This window comes from Simiduia aestuariiviva, from assembly GCF_014192475.1.
GTDB classification, from domain to species: domain Bacteria; phylum Pseudomonadota; class Gammaproteobacteria; order Pseudomonadales; family Cellvibrionaceae; genus Simiduia; species Simiduia aestuariiviva.
Window position 1 is genome coordinate 605,254 of record NZ_JACHXZ010000001.1, and the last position, 22,323, is coordinate 627,576.

Here is a 22,323-nt window from a genome sequence, read left to right on the forward strand (position 1 = left end):
GTATTTTGCGTCAAAGAAAGGCTACCCTCCGCTCACCGCTGCGCAAGGGGCCCGAGGCGTGGTGCTTTGTAGGAGATTTGGTGAGTTTCCTGTTGTTGCCTTGGAACCTCGGAGAATCTTATAAAGCCCAATGCACCAGCTCTTCACAAGCCACAAGGACGTGGCGCGAGCGACTCATTGCAGGACGGCAATGCTGGAGCGGTGAAGGGGTGGGGGATTGGGCTTCGGCGTGCCCAGTTAGGAGCGGCACAAAACCCGCGGACGTCTGGTGAATTGCTGGTGAAGAATGTCTTGAGTAGGGAGGGTGTCACTTTAAGCTACCTTGTTCATTTTCTTTGTGTGGCCAAAGAGTCGAAGCAACGCGTAGACCATGAGCGTTAGCGAAAGCTACGTTAGGAGCGTTCATACGAACCAGCCGTAGCGTAGCGAAGACAACGCGTATTTTGCGTTATAGAAAGACCACCCTATGTAAGCCGCGGCGCAAGGGGGCCCGAGGCTTGGAGCTTCGTAGTTAGTTTGGTTGTTCGCGCATCTTTGCCGCGGAACCCTGCACGATCTTATAAAGCCCAAACCCCCAACCCTTCACAAGCCACAAGGACGTGGCGTGAGCGACTCATTGCAGGACGGCAATGCTGGAGCGGTGAAGGGGTGGGGGGATTGGGCTGCCGCGTGCCCAATTGGGAGCGGCACAATACCCGCGGACTTATTAGTGCGCGTTAAGGTGCGCGTTAAGGTGGTTGTCCCGTAAAGCAGCGGCGCAAGCGCTAGGGTGGGTATTCTATTCGGTTGTACCCGCAAGTGCCGCGATCAATTTGGGGTTCGGTGGGCCTACGACTATAATTCAGCCCACTATGATTACTTTAAAATTACCTAGCTGGCACCTTCTCGCTTTAATCTTCCTTATTTCTTGGGGCGGGTGGGCATTTGCCGATGACGTAAAGCCCGTACTCGATGCCAGTGGACAATTAGACGTCGCCCATTATAAAAAACTCAGTATGAGTCAGCCTCAGCAGCTTCTTGCAGAGCTAGGTGCTCTGATAGAGCAGCCATCAACTGAAGCTAATGTCGAAATGCAGCTGCATGCTCGGTACCTTATGGCGAGCACCCACTATTATCTTTCCCAGCGCAACGAGATTAAGCCGCTTGCCCAAGCGGGGCTAGCGCTCGCTGAAGCGCATGCAGCGCCTCAATTTAAGGCGCGCTATTTGGGTATTTTGGCGATCGCGGAATTGAATGATCAAAATGAAGCGCTTGCAACCCAATACACGGCGCGATCTCTGGCTATTGTAGAAGGTATTGCGCCAAACTCGGAGCTTCATGGCGATATGCTGATGCTTGCCGCGCAGGTCTATTACGAGTCAGGTGCGTTGCAAAATGCACTCAAAGTGATGGTTAAAGCCAGCGGGATTTTTTCTGACTTAGGCGATGCAAAAAACCGTTCTGAGGTTTTAGGCAGTATTGCGTTAATTTATGATGAGCTCGGCCAGCCGGATAAGGCCATTGAATACCATCTACGATCTCTAGAGCTCATTGACCCCGCCGAAAACTTAGTTGAAGCCTCCATAACTTACTACAATATTGCGTTGACCTATCGGCACATGGGCAAAAACGAACAGGCTGCCAGTTATGCCCAGCTTTCGTTAGAAAGTGCAAATAAGGCCGGAGACAAAATAGGTGCAGCCTATGCGATCTATGAGCTGGCGTCGGTAGAGGAAGAGCTGGGAAATTATGAGCCATCACTCGCCAAAATCAACAGCATACTGCCCATCTTTGAAGACAACAGTATTACGGGTATGACAATCCTTTCACACCTGCTTCGTGCGCGGCTTAGAGCCAAGCTGAATCTTCCAGGCTGGGATGAAGATTTGGCGATTGCTGAACCGCTGGTTGAAAAAATGACCACACTAAAACGGCGTATTGCCCTAGTGCGTTCTAAGGCAATGATTTACGAATTGCAGGGTCAATATGCATTGGCACTTGACAATTATAAGGCGTGGGTGGCACTCAATGACGAGCAGCTTAAAGAATCTCAGGAGCAGTCAACGCGACGCTACCAATCCATGTTTGAACTAAAGGAGGTTGAGGCTGAAAACCAGCTTTTGTACACGGAGAAGAAATTAGCTGAAACGGAGTTGGCCGCAAAAGAGTTTAGACAGTTATTGTTGATTCTGCTTTCTGTAGTCTTATTGATCATTTTGTTTGCTGCGGTCGCGTTTTTAGTGATTCAAATAAAAACCAAGCAACGGTTTAAAACCTTGGCGATGGTGGATGATCTAACGCAAACGCGAAACCGTCGCAGTATCAGTACTTTTGCTCAAAATATCATATCTGCTTCAAAAGCAAGCAGCGCACCCGTTTGTTTTGCCTTAGTTGATATTGATCATTTTAAGTCTTTTAACGATCGCTTTGGACATGACGTTGGCGATGAAGTGTTAAAGAAAGTAGCAAAAGCCATTGCCAGCGAGCTTCGGGCTGACGATGCCCTTGGGCGCTGGGGCGGCGAAGAGTGGCTGTTGGTGTTGCCCAATAACCAGTGCCATCAAATTGAAAATGTTTTCGCGCGCATACAGAAAAAGCTTAAACACTTAGATCTACAAATAGACGGTGCGCCAGTCGTCACTATCAGCATGGGTTGCACGGATCTTAATGATGGAGATGGTTCTGTAGAGCAGGTTGTTAAGCGTGCTGATGAAGCACTATACAAGGCGAAAGAAAATGGACGGAATCGATTTGAGGTGGCAGTTGACTAATAAGAATAGAATTACTTTTTGGTAAATCCAAGTTTTTCACCGTAGTGCATTATTTCGCTGTTTTTATGGTTAGTCATAAATAGTTTTTCTTAGTAGCAGAGTATTCTTGTAAGCTATTGCGTGGACACCCATCTGAAGAACGATTAGGTGGGTGTCCCCTTTAGCTTTTTAGCTCCCTTTGCCGGTTTTCCCGTTGAACCAGAATTTAGGAAGCAGGACGTTCGCGCAAACCCTTTGATTACAGTAGGGCGATACGCCTGTCGACTTTGTTTCGGGGGCTAATTGCTTGACCTAAGTTCCTCAATAATCTTTGCATCAACCCAATAGATATCGACATTTTCATAATTATCATCGATGGCTCTATTAAAAAGTATGTACTTGCCATCTGGCGTGACGGTGGCATAGGCATCCCAACTCGACGAATTAACACGGTCTCCCATGTTAATGGCTGGCCCCCAAGAGCCGTCTTGTTGTCGGAAACTAATATATAGATCGGAATTGCCATAGCCTCCGTCACGCTTGCTATCCCAAATTAGATAGCTTTCGTCTGGTGCAATGAATGGGTGCGCTGTGGCTTTACCTGAGTTGATTTCTGGCCCCATCATTACGGGCGCTTGGTGTTTATCCCCTTTTAAAGAAGACATACGGATTACACCGTTACTTTTGTAGTCATCGAAAACATAGGTCCCCTTGGCGGATGCTGAAAGACGCATAATGCCAAAGTCTTCGCGATCAAATAGTGGGCCCAAGCTTTGCCGATCTGACCAACCGGTTTTGGTCCGGTCCTTGTATCCTTCAGCCATGTGCATGCGTTTGCCGTCGGGCGAGAATGTAATTTCTCCCGCACGTGGGAATTCGATATATTTTTTCCAATTGTTATTTTCTTGCCTGAAGCCAATAACGGTAGGGCGAAAACTTTCAGCGCCTGTCGCTGACGGATTGCCGCGATTGAGCGTGAAATAAAATTCCTTCATGCCTGGCGCAAACACGCCTTCAAGCTCCCAGCCTTGCTTGGATATAATCCCCGGTGCAAACGGCTCTGCCACCATGCCAGGAGGCGTCTGACCCATATAGGGGCCTGTTAGTGGAGGAAATTCATCTTCGCTAATGCTTTGGTTACTCATTCCAATAGTAGAGATGAGTAGAACTGAAACTAGGCTAATGTGTTTCAAATTAGATTCCTTTCATTAATTGGAATTGAGCGAGTTAAGCTGCCAGTCCTGCCGCAATTGATTGGCCACGCAACTGTTTTAGTGACTTGCCTAGGTCGCGTCAATCCGGTGCCGAGCTGGCGATACGTATTTGCGTTGGACAGAGTGAAAATTAAGGTTAGTGAGTTGCGAAAGCCGATTCGATGTTGTTTGGAGATCCATCTTGGCTGTGGGTTAGATTTTCATATAGCGTGGATGTTCTCTTAGGTTTGCTCTTAGGTTTCTGTTGTTTGTTTACACCTATTGTTTGTCAACACCTGCCAGCGAATGGAGATCCTTTGATCCGGTTTTGAGGCAAATACCTAGGTATTTGCCTCAAAAGCCCCTGTTAATCGGAAACCAGATCCGGATTGCCAATTTCGCCGTTAATGGTGCCGTCGCCCGAAAATTCATTTTTCATGACGCTGTTCTAGATGTCGATGGTGGTATCTTCTAGGAATTACGTGACAGCCATCTTAAGCACGTTAGGGTAGGCATCCTCTTAATGCGCTCTTAATTCGTCCGCTCTTAATCCGTATTGCAAACGCGATGATCGCGGTAGTCATACTTTACGATGGTGTATTCGTTAATGATTAAAAGGAATAATAAGTTTCAATTTATAAGCCAGTAGTGATGATGGCCGGCGTGTTGACTGGTTCACCTTGTTGGGTCAAAACGTCTTGATTTAGGTGGCCATTGATCTGGTTTGAATAGCTTCGAATTGTAGATCGGACAGTGTGGCTTTATACTTGAGCCCCTTGCTCGCCAATATTACGTTTCACATTACGCTAAAGTAAATTTACGTCCCGCTGACCGTATTTCGCTGTTATGTGTCGCAGTTTCACATAGTGGAGAAATTCCCATGTCTACACGTAACCTATTGCTTTTCCTATTTTCAATGCCACTTTTTCTATTCGCGTGCGGCGGGAGTGATAGTTCGCCGGCAATTGAAGTACCGATCACTGCTGCGGAACCGCCGCGCATATCGTTCGAACTAGATGTTGAATCGAGCGTGCTTAGCGGTATGTATATGTTTAATGGCCAGCTTGCATGGCAATCGGCCTATCGTCGGGGTGAGGTCTTTATTTATGCAAATGAAAGGGAAGTGCCAACGTACATTGGTAGCACGTCAGCTTTGGAATACAGTGCTCGATTAGTTCACGGGGAATACGATGCCCGATATGACTACGTGCAAGGTGAATTTATTCCTGTAAACGAAGATGCTTTGGTAAATGAGGGCATAGATTTTAATGCTGACACTTACGTAGATATTGATATTCCGGTCGTTAATGTCCGCCCGGTAATCACGCTTAACGGTGGCGGATTCCCTAATTCTGTTTACGAAAGTGGAGAAATATTTTTGCAATCCGTAAGTTCTGGCGAGTTGATATCCATTGGTGTGACTTCCAATATGCCAGATTCAATTTGGGTTGTTCCTGGTGAATATCACGTTGTCTATCAGCTGTATAACGGTGGGGATCTAGTTCCGATTAACAGCAATGCAAGAATAGCAAGCAATATTGCGCTTATAGAAGATGGCGAGTTAATTGTTGATGTTCAATCGAGTTTGCTTACTGCGACGTTTACCCATAATGGGGCTGATTTTGTTAGTTCACCCTATGCTTATGCGAATTTCTTTTTGGTTAATTCCGAAACGCAAGACGAGGCATACCTTGGCCGAAGCTACCATCGTCCCGATGGGCTTAATGTGATCAATGGTAGTTATCATCTAGAGTATAGACATGTGGCCGGAGATTTTTATCCAATCAACGCAGCAAAAATTGTTCAGAAAAATATTGAGCATTTTAGTGATGCAGTCTATCGATTTCCCGTTTCCAGCCATTCTTGGCAGGTGAGTTTAAGCCTCAATGGTGATGCTTTTCCCGCTAGCGTTTACCATCGCGGCGAAATACATTTGGTGGACGAGGAGACCGGCAGTTATAGCTTGCTTGGGGCATCTAACAGTGCATTGGAACCCGCACTGATCTTGGCAGGTACTTATTCGTTGGCGTATACCCATGTTCAAGGAAATTTGGTACCGCAAAATACTCGGGCGGTGGTTGCCAGTGCAGTTTCGATCTTAGAGGCTGGTACTCTCGAGTTAGATATTGAAGCCGCTATCGTTGCTACAGACGTGACCCTTAATGGCGCCGCATTCCCGTCTGATGGGGCTGAGATAGCCAGTCTGCTACTGGAGGGCTCGCTCACTGAGGCGCCGGTTGTCGTGGCGACTACCGACTCACAGGCCGAGAGCACCACGCTCGTTATATTGGGCGATTATGACTTCCGTTACCGATGTGAACAGTGTGTCAGTATCCCTTGGAATAGCCATACCGATATCTCCAGCAATGTCGCAATAGCTGGAAATACAACATTGAGCCACGACTTGACCTCTGTGCGGGTGGATTTAAGTGTCACGCACAATGGCGAGCCATTTCCAGCGTCGGCATATGAATCGGGTCATATTTGGGGGGGGACACAGGAAAGTGAAGCGTTCTTTTTTGGGCGCACACATCAGTTTAACGAAGACATTATTTTGATCGAGGGGGACTACACCCTTTACTACAAATATAGTAATGGTGGTGAATTGGTGCCCATCAATGAATGGATCGATATCGGTCAGCGATCATTGCTAAAGAGCGACGAAAATTAGCGCATTGTGCGTCTTTATCGATGCCTTATGTTGAATTGTTATTGTAGGGACGATGGATGCAGCGAGAGTCCATAATCCTTCGTCGTTTTGAAGAGCGGTTGTCGAAATTTCGCGGAACTCTGCACAATCTGCGAGAGACCAATCCCCAACCCTTCACAAGCCACAAGGACGTGGCGCGAGCGACTCATTGCAGGACGGCAATGCTGGAGCGGTGAAGGGGTGGGGGATTGGAATTCGGCGTGCCCGGTTAGGAGCGGCACAATACCCGCGGACTTATGGTGTATTGCTGGTGAGGATGTCTTGAGTTGGGAGGGTGTCACTTTAAGCTACCTTGTTCATTTTCTTTGTGTGGCCAAAGAGCCGAAGCAACGCGTAGACCATGAGCGTTAGCGCAAGCGACGTTAAGCGCGTGCATACGAACCACCCGCAGCGTAGCGAAGGCCACGCGTATATTGCGTCATAGAAAGGCCACCCTCCGTAAGCCGCTGCGCATGGGGCCTCACGTTGTGGTGCTTCGTAGTTTGGTTGTTCGCGCATCTTTGCCGCGGAACCCTGCACAATCTTATAAAGCCCAATTCCCCAGCCCTTCACAAGCCACAAGGACGTGGCGCGAGCGACTCATTGCAGGACGGCAATGCTGGAGCGGTGAAGGCGCGGGGGATTGGGCTGCGGCGTGCCCAGTTAGAAGCGGCACAAAACTCGCGGGGTTGAAGTCTCTTGTCAGCCAGAAATGTAGCGTCGTTTTACAAAACTATTGTGCACAAAAAAGGCAGGTCGGTTACCCGACCTGCCTTTTGTTGTTAACGGCTGTGCGCTTAGCGCATGGCCATTAACATGCTTGAAGGATCTTCTAAGAATTCCTTCCAGCGGTTGTTGAAGCGCGCGATGGTGCCGCCGTCGATGACGCGGTGGTCGCCGGACCAGCTGACGGTCATGATCTTGCGGGCTTCGACTTCGCCTTTGTCGTTAAAGCGCGGCAAGGTTTGCATCTTGCCCAGAGCGACGATGGCGACTTCGGGTTTGTTGATGATGGGCGTAGCCGCGGTGCCGCCGATGGCGCCGACGTTTGAAATGGTGATGGTGCCACCTTTCAAGGTTTCTGGGCTGACGCGGCCGGAGCGGGCGCTGTCGGTCAGGGCAGAAATTTCACCGGCCAATTCCAAAATGCTGAGCGACTGAACATTTTTAATGTTCGGCACCAACAAGCCCACTTTTGAATCTACCGCCATGCCGATGTTGTGCGCGCCGAGATAAGTGACCTCGGTGCAGTCGGCGTTGACGCGGCTGTTGAGTGCGGGGAATTCTGTCAGTGCCAGTGACAGTGCCTTCATAAACAGCGGCATCATGGTGATTTTGATGTCGGGGTATTTGGCTTTTAACTGCAAGCGCAACGCCACTAGATCGGTGATGTCGATTTCATCCACGTAGGTGAAGTGGGGAATGGTCGAAACCGATTCTTGCATGGCGCGCGCCATAACCGCTTTGACGCCTTTGATGGGCTCGGTGCGATCAGTTGGTGCGGCGTGAGCGCTGCTGGTGGCGGCAGTGCTGTCGGATTTTGGTTGGCTGTTGCCGGCCAAAAAGTTCAGCATGTCTTCCTTAAGAATACGGCCTTTCTTGCCAGTGGCGGGCACGGTGCTTAAATCTACATCGTTTTCGCGCGCAATGCGGCGCACTGCCGGTGTGGTCAGCGCGCGTGAGGTGTTGCGCTCGAAGGCCACGTCGGCGCTGTCGTCTACCGCGGCTGTTTGCGCTGCGGCGGCGGGCTTGTCGACGGCTTTTTCAGCAGGCTTGTCTGCGGCTTTTTCCGCCGGTGCATCGGCACCGCCTTCGTTAATTTCGATGGCGAACAGTGGCTCGTGTACTTTGGCGATCTCGCCTTCTTTGTAGTAGAGCTTAACCACTTTGCCGTCGTACATTGACGGAATTTGCACCAGCGCTTTGTCGGTGGAGACATCGGCCACGGCTTGGTCTTCGGTGATGGTGTCACCTTCTTTTACCAGCCATTCAACCAGTTCACACTCCACAATACCTTCGCCGATATCGGGCAGAATAAAATCTTTAATCATGGTTCTATCCTAAAAGTAATGGCTTAGTAGTGAATGCTGTTTTTAATGGCTTCGAAAATTTTGTACTGGTCGGGCATGTATTCCTTCTCGTGTACGAGGGGGAAGGGGGTGTCCAAACCGCACACGCGCGCGATGGGCGATTCCAGGTACAAGAAACAGTGATCTTGAATGGTGGCGGCAATTTCACCGGCAAAGCCACCCGTGATGGGTGCTTCGTGGGTGATCAGCAGGCGACCAGTTTTCTTCACGGATTTTGCCACAGTTTCAACGTCCCACGGCAGCAGGGTGCGCAGGTCGATCACTTCACAGGAGATGCCTTCGGCTTCGGCCATGCCGGCCGCCGCTTGCAGGTGTTCCATTTGTGCTCCCCACGCCAATAGCGTGATATCTGAACCTTCTTTGACCACTTCGGCGACGCCCAGTGGCAATTCGAAATCGTCCTCTGGCACTTCGCCCACGGCGGCGCGATAAAGGCGCTTGGGTTCGAAGAAGATAACGGGGTTGGGATCGCGAATGGCCGCTAGCAACAACCCTTTGGCTTGGTAAGGTGTAGAAGGTACAACCACTTTCAAGCCGGGTGTTTGAGTGAAATAGGCCTCGGGAGATTGCGAGTGGTACAGGCCACCGGCGATGCCGCCGCCGTAGGGCGTGCGAATGGTGAGGCCGGCCACATTAAATTGGTTGCCCGAGCGGTAGCGGAACTTGGCCGCTTCGTTCACGATTTGGTCGAAGGCGGGGAAGATGTAATCGGCAAACTGCATTTCAGCTACGGGCACGTGTCCCTGCGCCGCCATGCCGATGGCAAAGCCGGCAATGCCCTGTTCGGTGAGCGGCGTGTTGAAGCAGCGCGCGCGGCCATACTTGTCTTGCAGGTTGCTGGTGGCGCGGAATACGCCGCCAAATTTGCCGATGTCTTCGCCGAAACACACTACGCGCTTGTCGTTGGCCATGGCCAAGTCGAGTGCGTTGTTAACGGCTTGCAATAAATTCATTTTCGCCATGATCAGTGCTCCTCACCGTTAACGCTTGCCGCAGTCTTGGGGTATTTTTCTGGGTACTTGGCGATGTGTTCGCGCAGGCTCGCCAGTTGATTTTCCAGATTGGCATCGGGTTTGTCGTAGACGTCGGTGATCAGCTCACCCAGTGCGGGCGCTGGTACTTTTTCGGTGGCCTTCAGGGTATCCAGCACTTCTTTGCGATAGTTTTCCATGGCCGTTTTTTCTTCGGCTTCGGTCCACCACTTTTTGGCGATCATCCAGTTTTTCATGCGCAGCACTGGATCAACGGCCCGCCACTTGTCTTCTTCTTCGCGCGAGCGGTAGCCCGATGGATCGTCAGAGGTGGAGTGGGCACCCAAGCGGTAGCTCATGGCTTCGACTAATACAGGCTCGTGATTTTCAACGGCGATCTTGCGCGCTTCCACGCAGGCTGCGTACACGGCCAGCACATCGTTGCCATCCACGCGGATGGTTTTCATGCCGTAGCCGACACCGCGCGCGGCAATGCCGTCACCGGCGTATTGTTCTTCGCTGGGGGTAGAGATGGCGTAGCCGTTGTTGCGGCAGAAAAACACGGTGGGGCACTTTAGCACGGCGGCCATGTTCATGCCGGCGTGGAAGTCGCCCTCACTGGCGGCGCCTTCGCCGAAATACACCAGGGTGCAGGCGTTGTTGCCTTCCAGTTTTTGCGCGTAGGCGTAACCGGCGGCTTGGGGAATCTGGGTGGCCAGCGGTGAAGAGATGGTCATGTAGTTGAGTTCGTTGCTGCCGTAGTGAATCGGCATTTGGCGACCCTTGCCCAGATCTTTGCTGTTTGACAGCATCTGGTGCATGAACTGCTGGGTGGTGAAACCGCGGTAGCGCAGGGCGCCGTGTTCGCGGTATTGGCCCATGATCATGTCTTTGTCTTCGAAGGCGGCGGCCGAGCCAATCACTGCGGCCTCTTCGCCGGTGCAGGTCATGTAAAAGCTCAGGCGGCCTTGGCGCTGGGCGCCGACCATGCGTTCATCCAGTACGCGAATGAAGAGCATGGTGTCGTAAATGCGCAGTGCCGTTTCCTTGCTGAGCTTGGGGGCTTTTGCGCCCTTGTGCAGGCTACCGTCGGCCTTGAGTAGGCTCAGCGTGGAAATGGGCATTTCAAAGCCGGACATCAGTCGCAGCTCGTGGGTGATTTTATCGCTCATCTATTACCTCTTACCCGTGGGGTGGTGTGGATTGAGACTTTTTATAAGCATCTGCCTGCCGAAGACGGTCAAAATGCAGCTCTTGCCGGTGGCTCTTTCCGGCCCAGCCAGGGTCTCTGAGTGTAGTCGCCCAAGTCCCAGCCAATAGCCGGAAAAATTAGCATGGCAAGCTCTGGTGAGTCCTACTTATCTTGAGGTGCGCCGACCATATCTTGGGATATTAGTTGCTTTCAAAGGCTAAAAATTAGTGACTTATACCAAGAATATAAGAAATGATAGTTGATATGGCCCGTTCTACCACTGTTACGTCTATGCTGTTTACCTAGGAATGCTCCCTTTATGGGGTCGGAATGGCGTAAAATGCCACCTTTAAGCGCCTAGCTACCCATTTACTCATAGAGGAACTCCCACCATGCCCGTATCAGGCCAACCTTGTGACATTGGATTCGTCGGCGCCGGCGTGATGGGGAAAAACCTCATCATGAATTTGGTGGATAACGGCTTTCGCGTGATTGCCTTTGATTTGGATCAGTCCAAGTTAGACGCGCTGCGGGCTCAAGATGACGCCGAGCGCGGCGACAATCCGCCCCGCGTGCTGACCTGCAACTCCTACACGGATCTATTGGCGAGCCTGAGTGCGCCCCATTTGATCGTGGTGTCTGTGCCCGCCGGCGGGCCGGTTGATGATGTGTGTCACAAGTTAATTGACGCCGGTTTACAGGCCGATGATATCGTTGTCGATACCGGTAACAGCCTGTGGACCGATACCCAGCGCCGCGAAAAAGAATACGAAGGTAAGTTCATACTGTTCTCAACGGCGGTGTCTGGCGGCGAAGTGGGTGCTCGCTTCGGACCATCGTTGATGCCCAGCGGTGACCCCTATGCGTGGACCCGCATCAAGCCCATGTGGGAGGCCATTGCCGCTAAAGTGGACCCGCAAACCGGCAAGCCCATCGAGCGCAAGGCGCCCGGTGAAGTAGTGGCCAAGGGTGAACCCTGTGCGGCCTACATAGGCCCCAGTGGCTCTGGGCACTATGTGAAAATGGTGCACAACGGCATTGAATACGCCGACATGCAGCTCATTTGTGAGGCTTATCAGGTCATGCGCGACGCCTTGTGCATGAGCGATACCGACATCGCCGCGGTGTTCCGTCGCTGGAATGACGGCATCCTAAACAGCTACTTAATTGAAATCTCCGCCGAGGTGCTGGATACCCAAGACAGTGACACCGGCGCACCTTTGGTGAGCATGATTTTGGACAAGGCGGGCCAAAAGGGCACCGGCCTGTGGACGGCGGTGAGCAGTTTGCAGTTGGGTTGCCCCGCACCCACCATTTCCGAGGCGGTATTTGCGCGCTCCATCTCAACGCTAAAAGACCAGCGCGTAAAGGCCGCGGGCATGCTGGCCGGCCCCGACCAGGCGCTTCCATCGGCGGCAGAGCGCGACGCCATTATCGATCAGCTGCACGACGCACTCTACTGCGCCAAGATCTGCGCCTATGCGCAGGGCTTTGATTTGATGAAAACCGCTGCGAATGAGCAGGGCTGGACGCTTAACTTCGGCGAAATTGCGAAAATATGGCGGGCCGGTTGTATTATCCGTGCGGTGTTTTTGCAGTCCATTGCCGATGCCTACGAGCGCAATGAAGAGCTGGAAAACCTGTTGCTAGATGAGTATTTCGCCGAACAGATTTCCACCTACCAGCGCAATTGGCGCAAAGCGGTGGCTAATGCCAGCTTGTGGGGGATACCCGTGGCGGCACTGAGCTCAGCTTTGAGCTACTATGATGCCTACCGTACGGCGGTATTGCCGGCCAATCTCTTGCAAGGGCAGCGCGACTACTTTGGTGCCCACACCTTTGAGCGCACCGATAAACCGCGCGGTAAAAAGTACCACGTAGAGTGGAGCGACCCTAGCCGTCCCGTGGTGAAAATGAAGTAGGCAGTGTGCGCGAGCGCTGAGGGTGAGTCAGTTGTTCGCGCAGCTGAGCACGCCAATTACCAGACACGCCAATCACCAGACACGGCAATCACTAGATACGACAAGCCACTAGACGCAACAAACATAGGAGCGACCTATCTCTATTTCTTTCGCACAAGTCATACCGTTGCCACTTTCCCGTTTACTGGTGTTGGCAACAGTTTTACTGAGTGCGCCGTTGATGGCCGCTGATACTGAAGAATCTCAAGCGGCTAAAATCATTCCCTTCTATGCCTATCACGATAAGCCGCCCTATATGATTGATAAGGTGCAGGCACAGGGTGAGTACTATGATTTGGTGCGCTATCTCAACGAGGTGGGGCAGGAATTCCAATTTGAATTGCGCTACCTGCCGCGCAATCGCGTTGAGCGATTGCTAGAGCAAAATCAATTAGATGGCCCTGTGCTTGGGGTCAATCCATTGTGGTTTAACGATCCCAATGAAGAAGTCTATTTGTGGACCTCTCCCGTATTTTTTGATCAAGATGTTTTTGTCTCTCGCGCCGTTGCGCCCTTTGATTTTGCCGGTGTCGATTCGCTGCACGGCAAGCAGGCCTGCCTTGTATTGGGCAATTACTATTTGGGTGTCACGGAATCTATTCAGCGCGGCGTTTTGCGCAAGGTGGCGACGGCCAGAGAAAGCGTTATTTTAGAAATGCTGGATTTGGGCCGCTGCGATTTTGGCATCATCAGTTTATCGTTGTTGCGCTATTTTCAGGAGCAACATCAGTGGCAGGGGCGCTATCATGTGGCGCAAACCCCACACGATACATTTGCGCGTCGTATTTTGGTGCCTCGCACGCAATCTGCACTCCACCACTATTTGCTGCAGCATCTTACCCAGTGGCCCAACCATCGCGCAAATTGAGTTGCGCGTTTTTTTTCCCTCGTTTGTCAACCATATCTATGCTGCGCCGTTGTACCCAGTGTTCAATTAAATATCTGGGAGTTCACAATGAAAAATCTATTTATCTCGGCGCCCGTTTGGACGCGGTTGGTGGGTGCGCTTTTGTGCAGCAGTTTAATGGCGTGTGGAGGGTCGGGTGGGGCGAGTAGTGAGGCGCCACCGCCAACGCCACCAGCTGCGGCCATTGAAACCACCAGTCTGACCATAGGGGTTACCGATGCAGAGGGCGATTTTTTACAATACGAAGTGGCGCTTGAAAGTTTAGAGTTAGTGAACGCCGCTGGCGATCAAATTAGCGTATTGCCCGCCAGCGCGCGCATTGATTTTGCGCAGTATACCGATGTAACTGAAATTCTTTCGGTGGCCAGTGTGCCGGTGGGGGTGTACACCCACGCACTCGCCAATTTAGATTTTAGCGCCGCCAATATTGTGACCCAAGATGCCGAAGGCAATGTGTTGCCCGCCGTTGCAATCGATACACAAGGCGATCCCTTAACGCAGGTCAGTGTTGAGATCAGTCTGTCGACCTTTGGCGAAGACCAAGGTTTCCGGCTACGGCCCGGAACGCCTGCGCGCTTTACCTTGGATTTTGATTTGGATGCGTCCAATACCGTGACCATCGACGATGCGGGCACTCCCGGCGATATCTCCGATGACAGTGCCACCACAGAGGTGTCGGCGGTTTGGGTAGCTGAACCGCTATTAGATACGGAGCGTGAACACCGCATTCGCGGATTGTTGCAAAGTGTGGATAGCGACGCGCCGAGTGTCACTTTGGCCATTCGGCCCTTTCATTTGCGCGCGGGTGCCTTTGGCGAAATTGCGCTGAGGTTATCGGCAGATGCCGTTTACGAAATCGATCAGCAAAGTTATACCGCCACTGAAGGCGTTGCCGCACTCGCCGCGCTGGACGTCGATACACCGGTGGTAACGAGTGGGCATTTTGTCGAATCCGATGAGCGCTTTGTGGTGGACACGGTCTTTGCGGGCTCGAGTGTGCCGTGGGCCGGCGGTGAATTTATTAAAGGCGTGGTTACTGCCCGCGATGGCAATCAAGTGACTGTGCAGGGCGTGCGTTTTACGCCGGAGGACGCAGGTATTGAGGTGAGCCCGCAACTGCAATTTTCGCTGTCGGCTGACACGCACATTTCTTACGCAGGTCAACCCAATGCGCTGAGTGATACGTCAGTGAGCATTGGTCAGCGCGTGCGCGTTTATGATGCCGAAGCCGGTGGCGATGTCGACGCAGATCACGTGAGTCTGTTGAAAAACCAATTGCGGTCTCGCGTTGTGTCGGTGGCCTCCGGCGTCATTGTCAGCGAACTTTCCCTATTCAATGGGCGTCGTCCCGCTGCCTATGAATGGACGCAAGCCGGCGCTGACCCTATGGCCTATCGCGTGTTCGACAACGCGTTGCCACACACCCTTGAAGCCGGTGACTATCTCAAGGCGCGCGGCTGGGTAAGCGCCTATGACTTTAGTGTTGGCGCCGCCATTAATCCGTGGGATTTTTCCGCGACCACATTGATCGACTTGAATATGGCTGTGCGTGCAGCGGGCTTGCACTTGCGCTGGGATGCAACGCCAACGGTGCCTGTGAGTGTGGACAGTCAATCAATTGTGATGAATTTGGTGGATGTTGATCGCGCACTGCTGAGCGTGGCCGGTTTTCGAGACAACCTCAGCGAATTCGAGCAGGTTACCATTGCGCCAACCTCAGACGGAAAAACCGTTTATACGTTAGCGGTAAAAGGCGAGACGGGTATCCACATCTTTTTCAACTTTGCAAACCTAGCGGCCGAACTGACCGAACAGCTTGACGCCGGGTACGCCATCGTTGGCGTGAGCGGTGGTGGTCATTGGCAGGCGGATGCGGCGACCTTTAACAGTCATCGCTTGGTGATTGTCGTGGAGGAAGTCGCGCTCTAGTGCATGACCCAGTGGCTGTATTTAGCAACAAAAAGGCCGCCCGAGGGCGGCCTTGTTTTTGCACCGATTATTTACTGTAAACCGAGCACGTCTTTGCCTTGGATAAAGACGATATCTACCGGAATGCCGGCGGCGGTCAGCTTATCGAGTTCGGCTTGTAGGTCTGCACCCATCTGGCCCTTCTCTTCTATCAGTTGTACCACGCCATCGTAGTCGCCATTGCCCTGTAGGGTGAGCAGCAAATTCGACAAGTCGTTAACGGCTTTGGTCATGGCATCGAATTCGACGCGGAAGCGGCCGTCTTTATCGACGCTGAAGGCGCCGGCATCGCGGAAGAAATTAAAGCGAACCATGTTGGCTTTGCCGTGCGCGGAGGTGGCACCAAAACGCACGGAGCGGAAAATGCCGGCCAAGAAGGTCACGTAGTTGTCCATCAGCTGGCCTTCGGAAATCTGATCGCGTTTGTACAATTCAGAGATCATGTAAAGTCCCAAGATGTCGGCTTTGCCCTCTTCGATAGACGAAGCCGTTTCTTTTAACGCGGTGCGCACCAAGCCTTTGCCGTTGACAGTGTTTTTAATGCCGAGGCCATGGGCTACTTCGTGGAACATGGTGTTGGCAAAAAAGGCGTCAAAGGTGATGAAGTGTTGTTGATCTTTGGCAATTAACTGCTGCGCAATAGGCTTCAAAATCTTGTCGAACTTGGCGCGCATGGCATTTTTCAACTGCAGGCGGCGGGTGCCTTTCTCCAGTTGTACTTGCTCGTCGTTGGGCAGGTTGATGGCGATGGTTTTTGAGCCGGCGTTGGAGTGACCCGCGTAATAGACCACGTCGTAGGCGTTGAGGTCGGCATCGGTGCCGGGCATTTCAGTTTTATAGGCTTTATCAACTGGCAGGTTGGCTTGTAATTCGGGCAGGAAAGCGGCGTAGTGGGCCAGCTTCTCACTCCACGCTTGATCTTTGATCAGGACGTAAGACTCATAGGCCGTGCGGTAGCCAAAGAGCAAATCTTCGTAGGTTTCGATGGCGCCGATAACCAGTTCGACGGGATTGGTTTTCATGTCCATCCACGCCATGTCCGACGGCTGATAGTCGTCGGTTTCAAGCGCGTAAGCACGCATGTTTAGGTAGTTTTTAAATTCCGCATTGTCGGCCAGCTGTGCCGCTTGACGCAGCAGTTCGGCGGCGCGCTTGAGTTGGCTTGCGAATTTTTTGCTGTAGGGTACCGCTATCAGTTGACCGTTGGATGCGCGCTCCATGACTGAATACTGTTCTAGGTCGCGGGTGGTGCTGAGCATCACGTCGTTCTCGGCGCGCCAGGTTTCGTATTCGGCCTTGGTCATGTCGGCTGGGTAAAATTGCGCGCCTTTGGGTTTTTCGCCAATCTGCGCGATAAAGGAGGAGTCTTCTGCCAAGCGATCCCAGGGGCCGTAGTTGATGTCGGCAAAGCGGCGCGTAGTCGGGTCGGCAATGCGCGATAGCAGTGCTTGCTTGTCACCATAGGCCTGTAGCCAAAATAGCTCGTCCATGATTTTGCTGGCGTCGATTAACAGGCTAATCATTTTGCGTTGGTTGTCAGACAGGTGAGATAAGTCTGCGCTGAGGGTGTAGTCCGCGTAGATGTCAAATCGGTCTGACTGTTTGGCGGTGAGCGCTTCACTCGGTGGCGTGGCGCTGGCTTGCTTAGGTGTTTCGGTTTTTTGGCCGCAACCGGCCAATAGAAGTGTTGCGCAAAGTGCGCCCACAAGTGATTGGATACGCATATAAGCCTCGTTCTGGGTGTTTGTTATGGATTATCGTGGGTTTAAGACGGTTGGGGAGCGTGAATCCGGAAGCGCGGCTGGGTGGCCTGCGCCATCCAGTCGCGATCAGTCTAGACGTCAGTCGGGCGCGCCTTGGTAGTCTCTAGCGTCTTTTCTCGCTTTGTTAGCAATGGCTTGTTCAAAGTCAATACCGGTGCGATTGGCTAGCGCCAGCAGGTAAAAAAACGTTTCGCTGATTTCAGCTTCAATGCGCTCGCGGCTCTGGGGAATTCGGCCCAAAGTGATAGATTCCTCTTCCGTGATCCATTGGTAGTGCTGCAAAATTTTACTGGCGCTCACAGCGACGGCAGAGGCGAGGTTTTTTGGGGTGTGAAAAACCTGCCAGTCGTTGTCTTCGCAGAGGGTGTTGTATTCTTTGATGATGTGCTTTAAGTCCATTGTCAGCGCCTTAACAGTAACGTTTAAGTGGCTTTAGCCTAGCACTTTTACATTGCGCTGTAACGGCTATCGCGTGACCTTGGTGCATCACTGTAGAGCTGTTGCATAGACATTCGTGAAAATACTGGCATCATAGGCGGGACAACTAATTTAGGGACCTGAATATGTTTAAATCTTTATTGGCCGTGGGCGTGATCGCGGCAACCACGATGGCGTCGCAGGCTCAGGCCGAGCACCGCGTCAATTTGGATGTGAGTTATTTGGGCGGTATATCATCGGACTATTCGGAAGTCGGTTTGTCCTATGACTCTGAATTGCGGATGCAAGGCATAAAAGGTGCCTTCTACGTACCTATGGGCCCGTATGCGTTTTGGCAAGGCAGTTATGATTACAGCGCCGATACTGTATTTGATGACAAAACAGAAATCACCATGGGCAAGGTGTATGCGGGCGGGCGCTTGCCGCTCGGTGACCTATTTGCGCTGAAGGCCTATGTTGGTTATGCCAGCGATGAAATAACAGACGAAGATGGGGTAATTGAGGATTCCGGTACGCTGTATGGCGTCGCGGCCGACCTTTCAGTGGCCGAAAGGTTTACGTTAGAGGCCCACTATGAGCAGGCAGATTTGGGCGACTTTACGTTTAACGAGTACGGTGTTAACGGCTACTGGTATTTTACGCCCACCATCGCAGTAGGTGGCGGGTATAAATACCGCGATTTTGAATTGGATACCGCTGCTGACAGCTTTAGTTTGGATTTTGGTTATGTGGAAGCGGGCTTGCGCATTTCCTTTTAAGGTTTGGCTGTAACTGAAAAACCGCGCAATTGCGCGGTTTTTTGGTATTCGGCGGTATAAAGTTACGCCTTAGTCATGCGCTCTTTATAAGTGCGCACGGCGGCGTTAAAGGTGTCGGCTACCTTTTCCATTTCATCAACCATGGCGTTGTGGCGGCTGGCGCTACCCTTGACGCAATCAATGTAGCCGTTGGCGGCATCTAGGTAAGCTTTGACGTCATTTTTCGCTTTGATCATTTGAGCAGTCACGGCGCTGGCTGGGTCTGGCAGTTCGGGCGCGTTCGGCTTAACGCAAGCTTGTGCAGCGGTAGATAGCAAGGCGGTAGCAAATAAAACAGCAAGTACTTTGTTCAAGGTAACTCTCCGAAAATGTGTAACGATTCGTAACTGACGGAGAGGACTATAGCGATGGCTCGTTACTTCGGCCAATACCGTTTTCGCATGTATTTTTGAATTTCTATGCTCGGTTTCTTAGTGCTATAGCGAAAATCTAGGAGTTTTTGAATTTTTATTGTATTGAGATGTTCAAACGGCTCCTCTATCCTTCGCGTAAATCAGGGAGGTGGTATGTATAGACAAATATTGACGTGTTTGATTTTTATGGTGATTCATCCCTCGACAGCGGCGGATTGTGCAGGCACAGAGCAAGTGGGTGAAAAGGTAGCCTGTTTCGATAAAGCCCTCGAGTGCACAAAAGTGACCGCGGCCATGGCCCGATTAGTGTGTTACGACACTGTATTGTCGAACCCGCAAGCAGCCCCCCAAGAGGCAGCCATTGAACAAGCCTTCCCTTCACCGGAGGCTCAACAGGCAGAAGCACAATCTCCAGTACTGCGCTCTACTATTACCCAAGTGGCTGAGGACGCTAGAAAATACCGCTATCTGACCTTGGCCAATGGCCATATTTGGCGGGAGAAAGAGGCTTCGCGCTTTCGCTATAAGGTGGGCGACCAAGTTCGCATTGAAAAAGGTGCACTGAGCTCCAATCAACTTTTTCTGGAAGGCCGCCGCGGTATGGTGCGCGTAGAACGGGTGAAATAGATTTTTACGCGAGTGGTAAACACGCACTTGTCTGGTAAAATCGCGGCCTTTCTGCCAGCCCCGCAAAGCCGTCTGGCCGCAGCCAGCATAGGATGATCCAATGAGTCTAGCCCGTCAGGTATTAGCCGTTAACGACGACCTCCCGATCCGCACCAACACGCCAGTTCACAGTGGCAAGGTGCGCTCAGTCTATTGGTTGACCCCGGAGGACAGTCAGCGGCTCATCGCGCAAAAGGGTTATGACGTGGCCCCCGATGCACCCTTGGCGATCATGGTCATTAGCGATCGGATTTCAGCATTTGACTGCATTTGGCATGCCGAGGGCGATATGCAGGGCGTGCCCGGCAAAGGCGCGGCACTGAATGCTATTTCTAACTATTGGTTCCGCCTGTTCAAATCCAAGGGACTGGCCGATAGCCATATCTTAGATATCCCTCACCCTTTGGTGTGGATTGTGCAAAAGGCCCGGCCAGTAATGGTGGAAGCCATTTGCCGCCAATACATTACCGGATCTATGTGGCGCGCCTACAGCAAGGGAGAACGGAATTTTTGCGGTATTCAATTGCCAGAAGGCCTAGCGAAAGACCAAGCCTTGCCGGAATTGCTCATTACCCCGTCTACTAAAGGCATTTTGAAAGGCATTCCGGGCGTGCCAGAGGCTGATGACGTCAATATCACTCGCCAGGATCTTGAGCACAATTTTAAGGCCTTCGGCTTTTCTGCCAAGTCCGACATCGCGGCCTATGAAACCCTGCTTAAACAAGGGTTTGGCGTGATTAGCGACGCACTAAAGCGCAATGATCAGATTTTTGTGGATACCAAGTTTGAATTTGGCTATGTCACAGACAGTAATGGTCAGGAAAAGCTCATCTATATGGATGAGGTGGGCACGCCTGACTCATCGCGTATTTGGGATGCCAAAGCCTACGGTGAAGGCAAAATTGTGGAAAATTCTAAAGAGGGTTTTCGGCAGTTTCTACTCAATCACTTCCCAGACCCCGACATACTGCTCAACAAAGATCGCATGCCTGAGCGTGAGGCTTTGGCGCGTGACAATGCATTACCGCTCGACGCCTTGATGGATATTTCGCGCACCTATACCGGTATTGCGGAAAAAATCACCGGTCAGCCGGTGGCCCTGTCAGATAACCCTAAGGCGGAAATCGTCCAAGTGCTGCAGGACCAGTTTGGGTTGATCGATTAACGGCTGATGTCCTACTGCGGCGTTTATTGCCAATGCGCCCACTCAGCGACGCCTAGGTGAGTGACTATACTCCCAGAGGCAAAGGCCTTCCGAGGCGAGGCTTTGAGGAGAGTGTGGTGGATGCGCAGTGGCTCAAATGGACGCAGCACAACTTGGCGCGCGGTTGCGATCCCAGCGAATTAGCTCGCATTTTGGCCGGTCACGGTTTTAGCTTAGATCAGGTCGCCTGTGCTCTAGCGGGTGCAGGTAATGCCCCCACCATGGCGGGCATCGACTATCAGGCGCTGGCAAACCCGCCGCTACTGCGCAACTTAGACGCACTGGGCGGGCGCGCAGTGACCGACGATCGATTGCAACTGTATGAAATTCCCGACTTCTTAGATGCCGAAACTTGCGCCGATATTGTAGAGCTCATGGATGTCTGGCTGCGTCCGTCCACGGTGACCACGGGCAACCTGCACTATGGTTTTCGCACCAGCCAGACCTGCGATCTCGGTCAATTGCAGGATGCGCGAGTCGCAGCGTTGGATGCCGAAATAGGGCATGCCCTCGGGTTGAATCTAGCGTGGGCCGAGGCCACCCAAGGCCAAAAGTACGAAGTGGGCCAAGAATTTAAAGCGCATACCGATTATTTTCAGCCCAACACGCCGGAATACGCGCAATTTGCCGGCGCCCGGGGCCAGCGCAGCTGGACCTTCATGATCTACCTGAACGCCACCGACGCCGGTGGCGCCACCCATTTTACCCATCTGAATCGGTCCTTTTTCCCCAGGCCGGGAACGGCGTTGGTGTGGAATAATTTGCAAGCTGATGGCTCGCCCAACCCAGTCACTCAGCACCAGGGCATGCCGGTGGAGGCGGGTACCAAGTTCATTGTTACGAAATGGTTTCGCGACCGCGGGCCCAGTCCTATGTTTGTACCCCCCGCTAGTGATAGAAGGGGGTAGCGCTGTTTGCCTGATGCTAGTAAGTCCGGCTATGATGGCCGCTCGTCTAACGATTGATACTTGAACCTATGCCACGTTGGTTGCGCCAAGTTGTAATGTTTGCCCTGTTGCTGGCCTATGGCTCGCAGCTTATGGCGGCTGTGCAGCCCTGCGCCATGGGCGAGGGTCAATCTCACGGTGGTGAGCCTGTAATGCAGGGAATGGCGGCTGCCGCCATGACTGATGCACATGCCCACCACGCGATGCCAGACGCGGCCCAAGAGGATGTAACATCGACCAGCACCTGTTGCGATAACAGTTTAGGGTGCGATATGAGTCAATGTGGGATCCCCTTTGGCTTGGTGCAACAGGTGCCAATCACTTTTCCGCTTACTCAGGTTCACGCTGACTTTGCATGGCTCGAACTGCTGCCCGCACACGTGGGTGACAACCTCTACCACCCACCCCGCCTCACCTAACACACTCTAAGTCCG

The 22,323-nt window shown here is 52.1% G+C and carries 17 protein-coding genes; 10 read left to right on the forward strand and 7 right to left on the reverse strand.

The features are described from left to right. The first annotated feature begins 851 nt into the window (after nt 1–851). Nucleotides 852–2,750 carry a tetratricopeptide repeat-containing diguanylate cyclase gene (locus FHS30_RS02825; RefSeq protein WP_183908093.1) on the forward strand — a complete coding sequence of 633 codons (1,899 nt, stop codon included), beginning with the start codon at nt 852–854 and terminating at the stop codon, nt 2,748–2,750. A gap of 278 nt (nt 2,751–3,028) precedes the next feature. Here the strand turns inward: FHS30_RS02825 and FHS30_RS02830 are convergent, their stop codons facing one another. Then, a complete protein-coding gene (locus FHS30_RS02830; protein ID WP_221197123.1) occupies nt 3,029–3,922 on the reverse strand; it encodes a TolB-like translocation protein in 894 nt (297 codons plus the stop codon). An 880-nt stretch (nt 3,923–4,802) separates the two neighbouring features. Here FHS30_RS02830 and FHS30_RS02835 point away from each other — a divergent pair. Next, a complete protein-coding gene (locus FHS30_RS02835) occupies nt 4,803–6,593 on the forward strand; it encodes a hypothetical protein (RefSeq protein ID WP_183908095.1) in 1,791 nt (596 codons plus the stop codon). 815 nt (nt 6,594–7,408) lie between these two features. Here FHS30_RS02835 and FHS30_RS02840 read toward each other — a convergent pair. The 3 genes from FHS30_RS02840 to FHS30_RS02850 are packed head-to-tail and all read right to left on the reverse strand — an operon-like array spanning nt 7,409 to nt 10,844. Continuing rightward, a complete protein-coding gene (locus FHS30_RS02840; RefSeq protein ID WP_183908097.1) occupies nt 7,409–8,662 on the reverse strand; it encodes a 2-oxo acid dehydrogenase subunit E2 in 1,254 nt (417 codons plus the stop codon). Nucleotides 8,663–8,685: 23 nt separating this feature from the next. Further along, a complete protein-coding gene (locus tag FHS30_RS02845; RefSeq protein ID WP_183908099.1) occupies nt 8,686–9,663 on the reverse strand; it encodes an alpha-ketoacid dehydrogenase subunit beta in 978 nt (325 codons plus the stop codon). A gap of 2 nt (nt 9,664–9,665) precedes the next feature. Next, nucleotides 9,666–10,844 (reverse strand): thiamine pyrophosphate-dependent dehydrogenase E1 component subunit alpha, encoded by a 1,179-nt coding sequence (locus tag FHS30_RS02850; RefSeq protein WP_183908101.1) that lies wholly within the window; start codon nt 10,842–10,844, stop codon nt 9,666–9,668. A 412-nt stretch (nt 10,845–11,256) separates the two neighbouring features. Between FHS30_RS02850 and gndA the strand changes: the two genes are divergently transcribed. The 3 genes from gndA to FHS30_RS02865 all read left to right on the forward strand — a co-directional run bounded on the left by gndA (nt 11,257) and on the right by FHS30_RS02865 (nt 15,661). After that, nucleotides 11,257–12,786, forward strand: coding sequence for an NADP-dependent phosphogluconate dehydrogenase (gndA, locus tag FHS30_RS02855; protein WP_183908103.1), 1,530 nt, complete (start codon nt 11,257–11,259; stop codon nt 12,784–12,786). A gap of 220 nt (nt 12,787–13,006) precedes the next feature. Next, entirely contained in the window at nt 13,007–13,693 is a 687-nt protein-coding gene (locus FHS30_RS02860) for a substrate-binding periplasmic protein (RefSeq protein ID WP_183908105.1), read from the forward strand. Nucleotides 13,694–13,780: 87 nt separating this feature from the next. Next, entirely contained in the window at nt 13,781–15,661 is a 1,881-nt protein-coding gene (locus FHS30_RS02865; RefSeq protein WP_183908107.1) for a DUF4382 domain-containing protein, read from the forward strand. Between the two features lie 71 nt (nt 15,662–15,732). Here the strand turns inward: FHS30_RS02865 and FHS30_RS02870 are convergent, their stop codons facing one another. Both FHS30_RS02870 and FHS30_RS02875 read right to left on the reverse strand, forming a co-directional pair. Further along, the gene (locus FHS30_RS02870; protein ID WP_183908109.1) at nt 15,733–17,424 is read right to left on the reverse strand and encodes a dipeptidyl-peptidase 3 family protein; all 1,692 of its coding nucleotides are present in this window, start codon (nt 17,422–17,424) and stop codon (nt 15,733–15,735) included. A gap of 117 nt (nt 17,425–17,541) precedes the next feature. Continuing rightward, entirely contained in the window at nt 17,542–17,862 is a 321-nt protein-coding gene (locus tag FHS30_RS02875) for a MazG-like family protein (RefSeq protein WP_183908111.1), read from the reverse strand. 164 nt (nt 17,863–18,026) lie between these two features. Between FHS30_RS02875 and FHS30_RS02880 the strand changes: the two genes are divergently transcribed. Beyond that, nucleotides 18,027–18,659 carry an outer membrane beta-barrel protein gene (locus FHS30_RS02880; RefSeq protein WP_183908113.1) on the forward strand — a complete coding sequence of 211 codons (633 nt, stop codon included), beginning with the start codon at nt 18,027–18,029 and terminating at the stop codon, nt 18,657–18,659. 62 nt (nt 18,660–18,721) lie between these two features. Here the strand turns inward: FHS30_RS02880 and FHS30_RS02885 are convergent, their stop codons facing one another. Continuing rightward, nucleotides 18,722–19,012 (reverse strand): hypothetical protein, encoded by a 291-nt coding sequence (locus FHS30_RS02885; RefSeq protein ID WP_183908115.1) that lies wholly within the window; start codon nt 19,010–19,012, stop codon nt 18,722–18,724. A 213-nt stretch (nt 19,013–19,225) separates the two neighbouring features. On the opposite strand from FHS30_RS02885, the gene FHS30_RS02890 reads away from it, so the two are divergent. From FHS30_RS02890 to FHS30_RS02905, 4 genes are all read left to right on the forward strand, one after another. Further along, nucleotides 19,226–19,699 carry a hypothetical protein gene (locus FHS30_RS02890; RefSeq protein ID WP_183908117.1) on the forward strand — a complete coding sequence of 158 codons (474 nt, stop codon included), beginning with the start codon at nt 19,226–19,228 and terminating at the stop codon, nt 19,697–19,699. A 100-nt stretch (nt 19,700–19,799) separates the two neighbouring features. Further along, the gene (locus FHS30_RS02895) at nt 19,800–20,903 is read left to right on the forward strand and encodes a phosphoribosylaminoimidazolesuccinocarboxamide synthase (RefSeq protein ID WP_183908119.1); all 1,104 of its coding nucleotides are present in this window, start codon (nt 19,800–19,802) and stop codon (nt 20,901–20,903) included. Between the two features lie 56 nt (nt 20,904–20,959). Next, nucleotides 20,960–21,850 carry a 2OG-Fe(II) oxygenase gene (locus tag FHS30_RS17350; RefSeq protein WP_183908121.1) on the forward strand — a complete coding sequence of 297 codons (891 nt, stop codon included), beginning with the start codon at nt 20,960–20,962 and terminating at the stop codon, nt 21,848–21,850. Nucleotides 21,851–21,918: 68 nt separating this feature from the next. Beyond that, nucleotides 21,919–22,308, forward strand: a complete 390-nt coding sequence (locus FHS30_RS02905) for a hypothetical protein (RefSeq protein WP_183908123.1) — start codon at nt 21,919–21,921, stop codon at nt 22,306–22,308. Nucleotides 22,309–22,323: the final 15 nt, after the last annotated feature.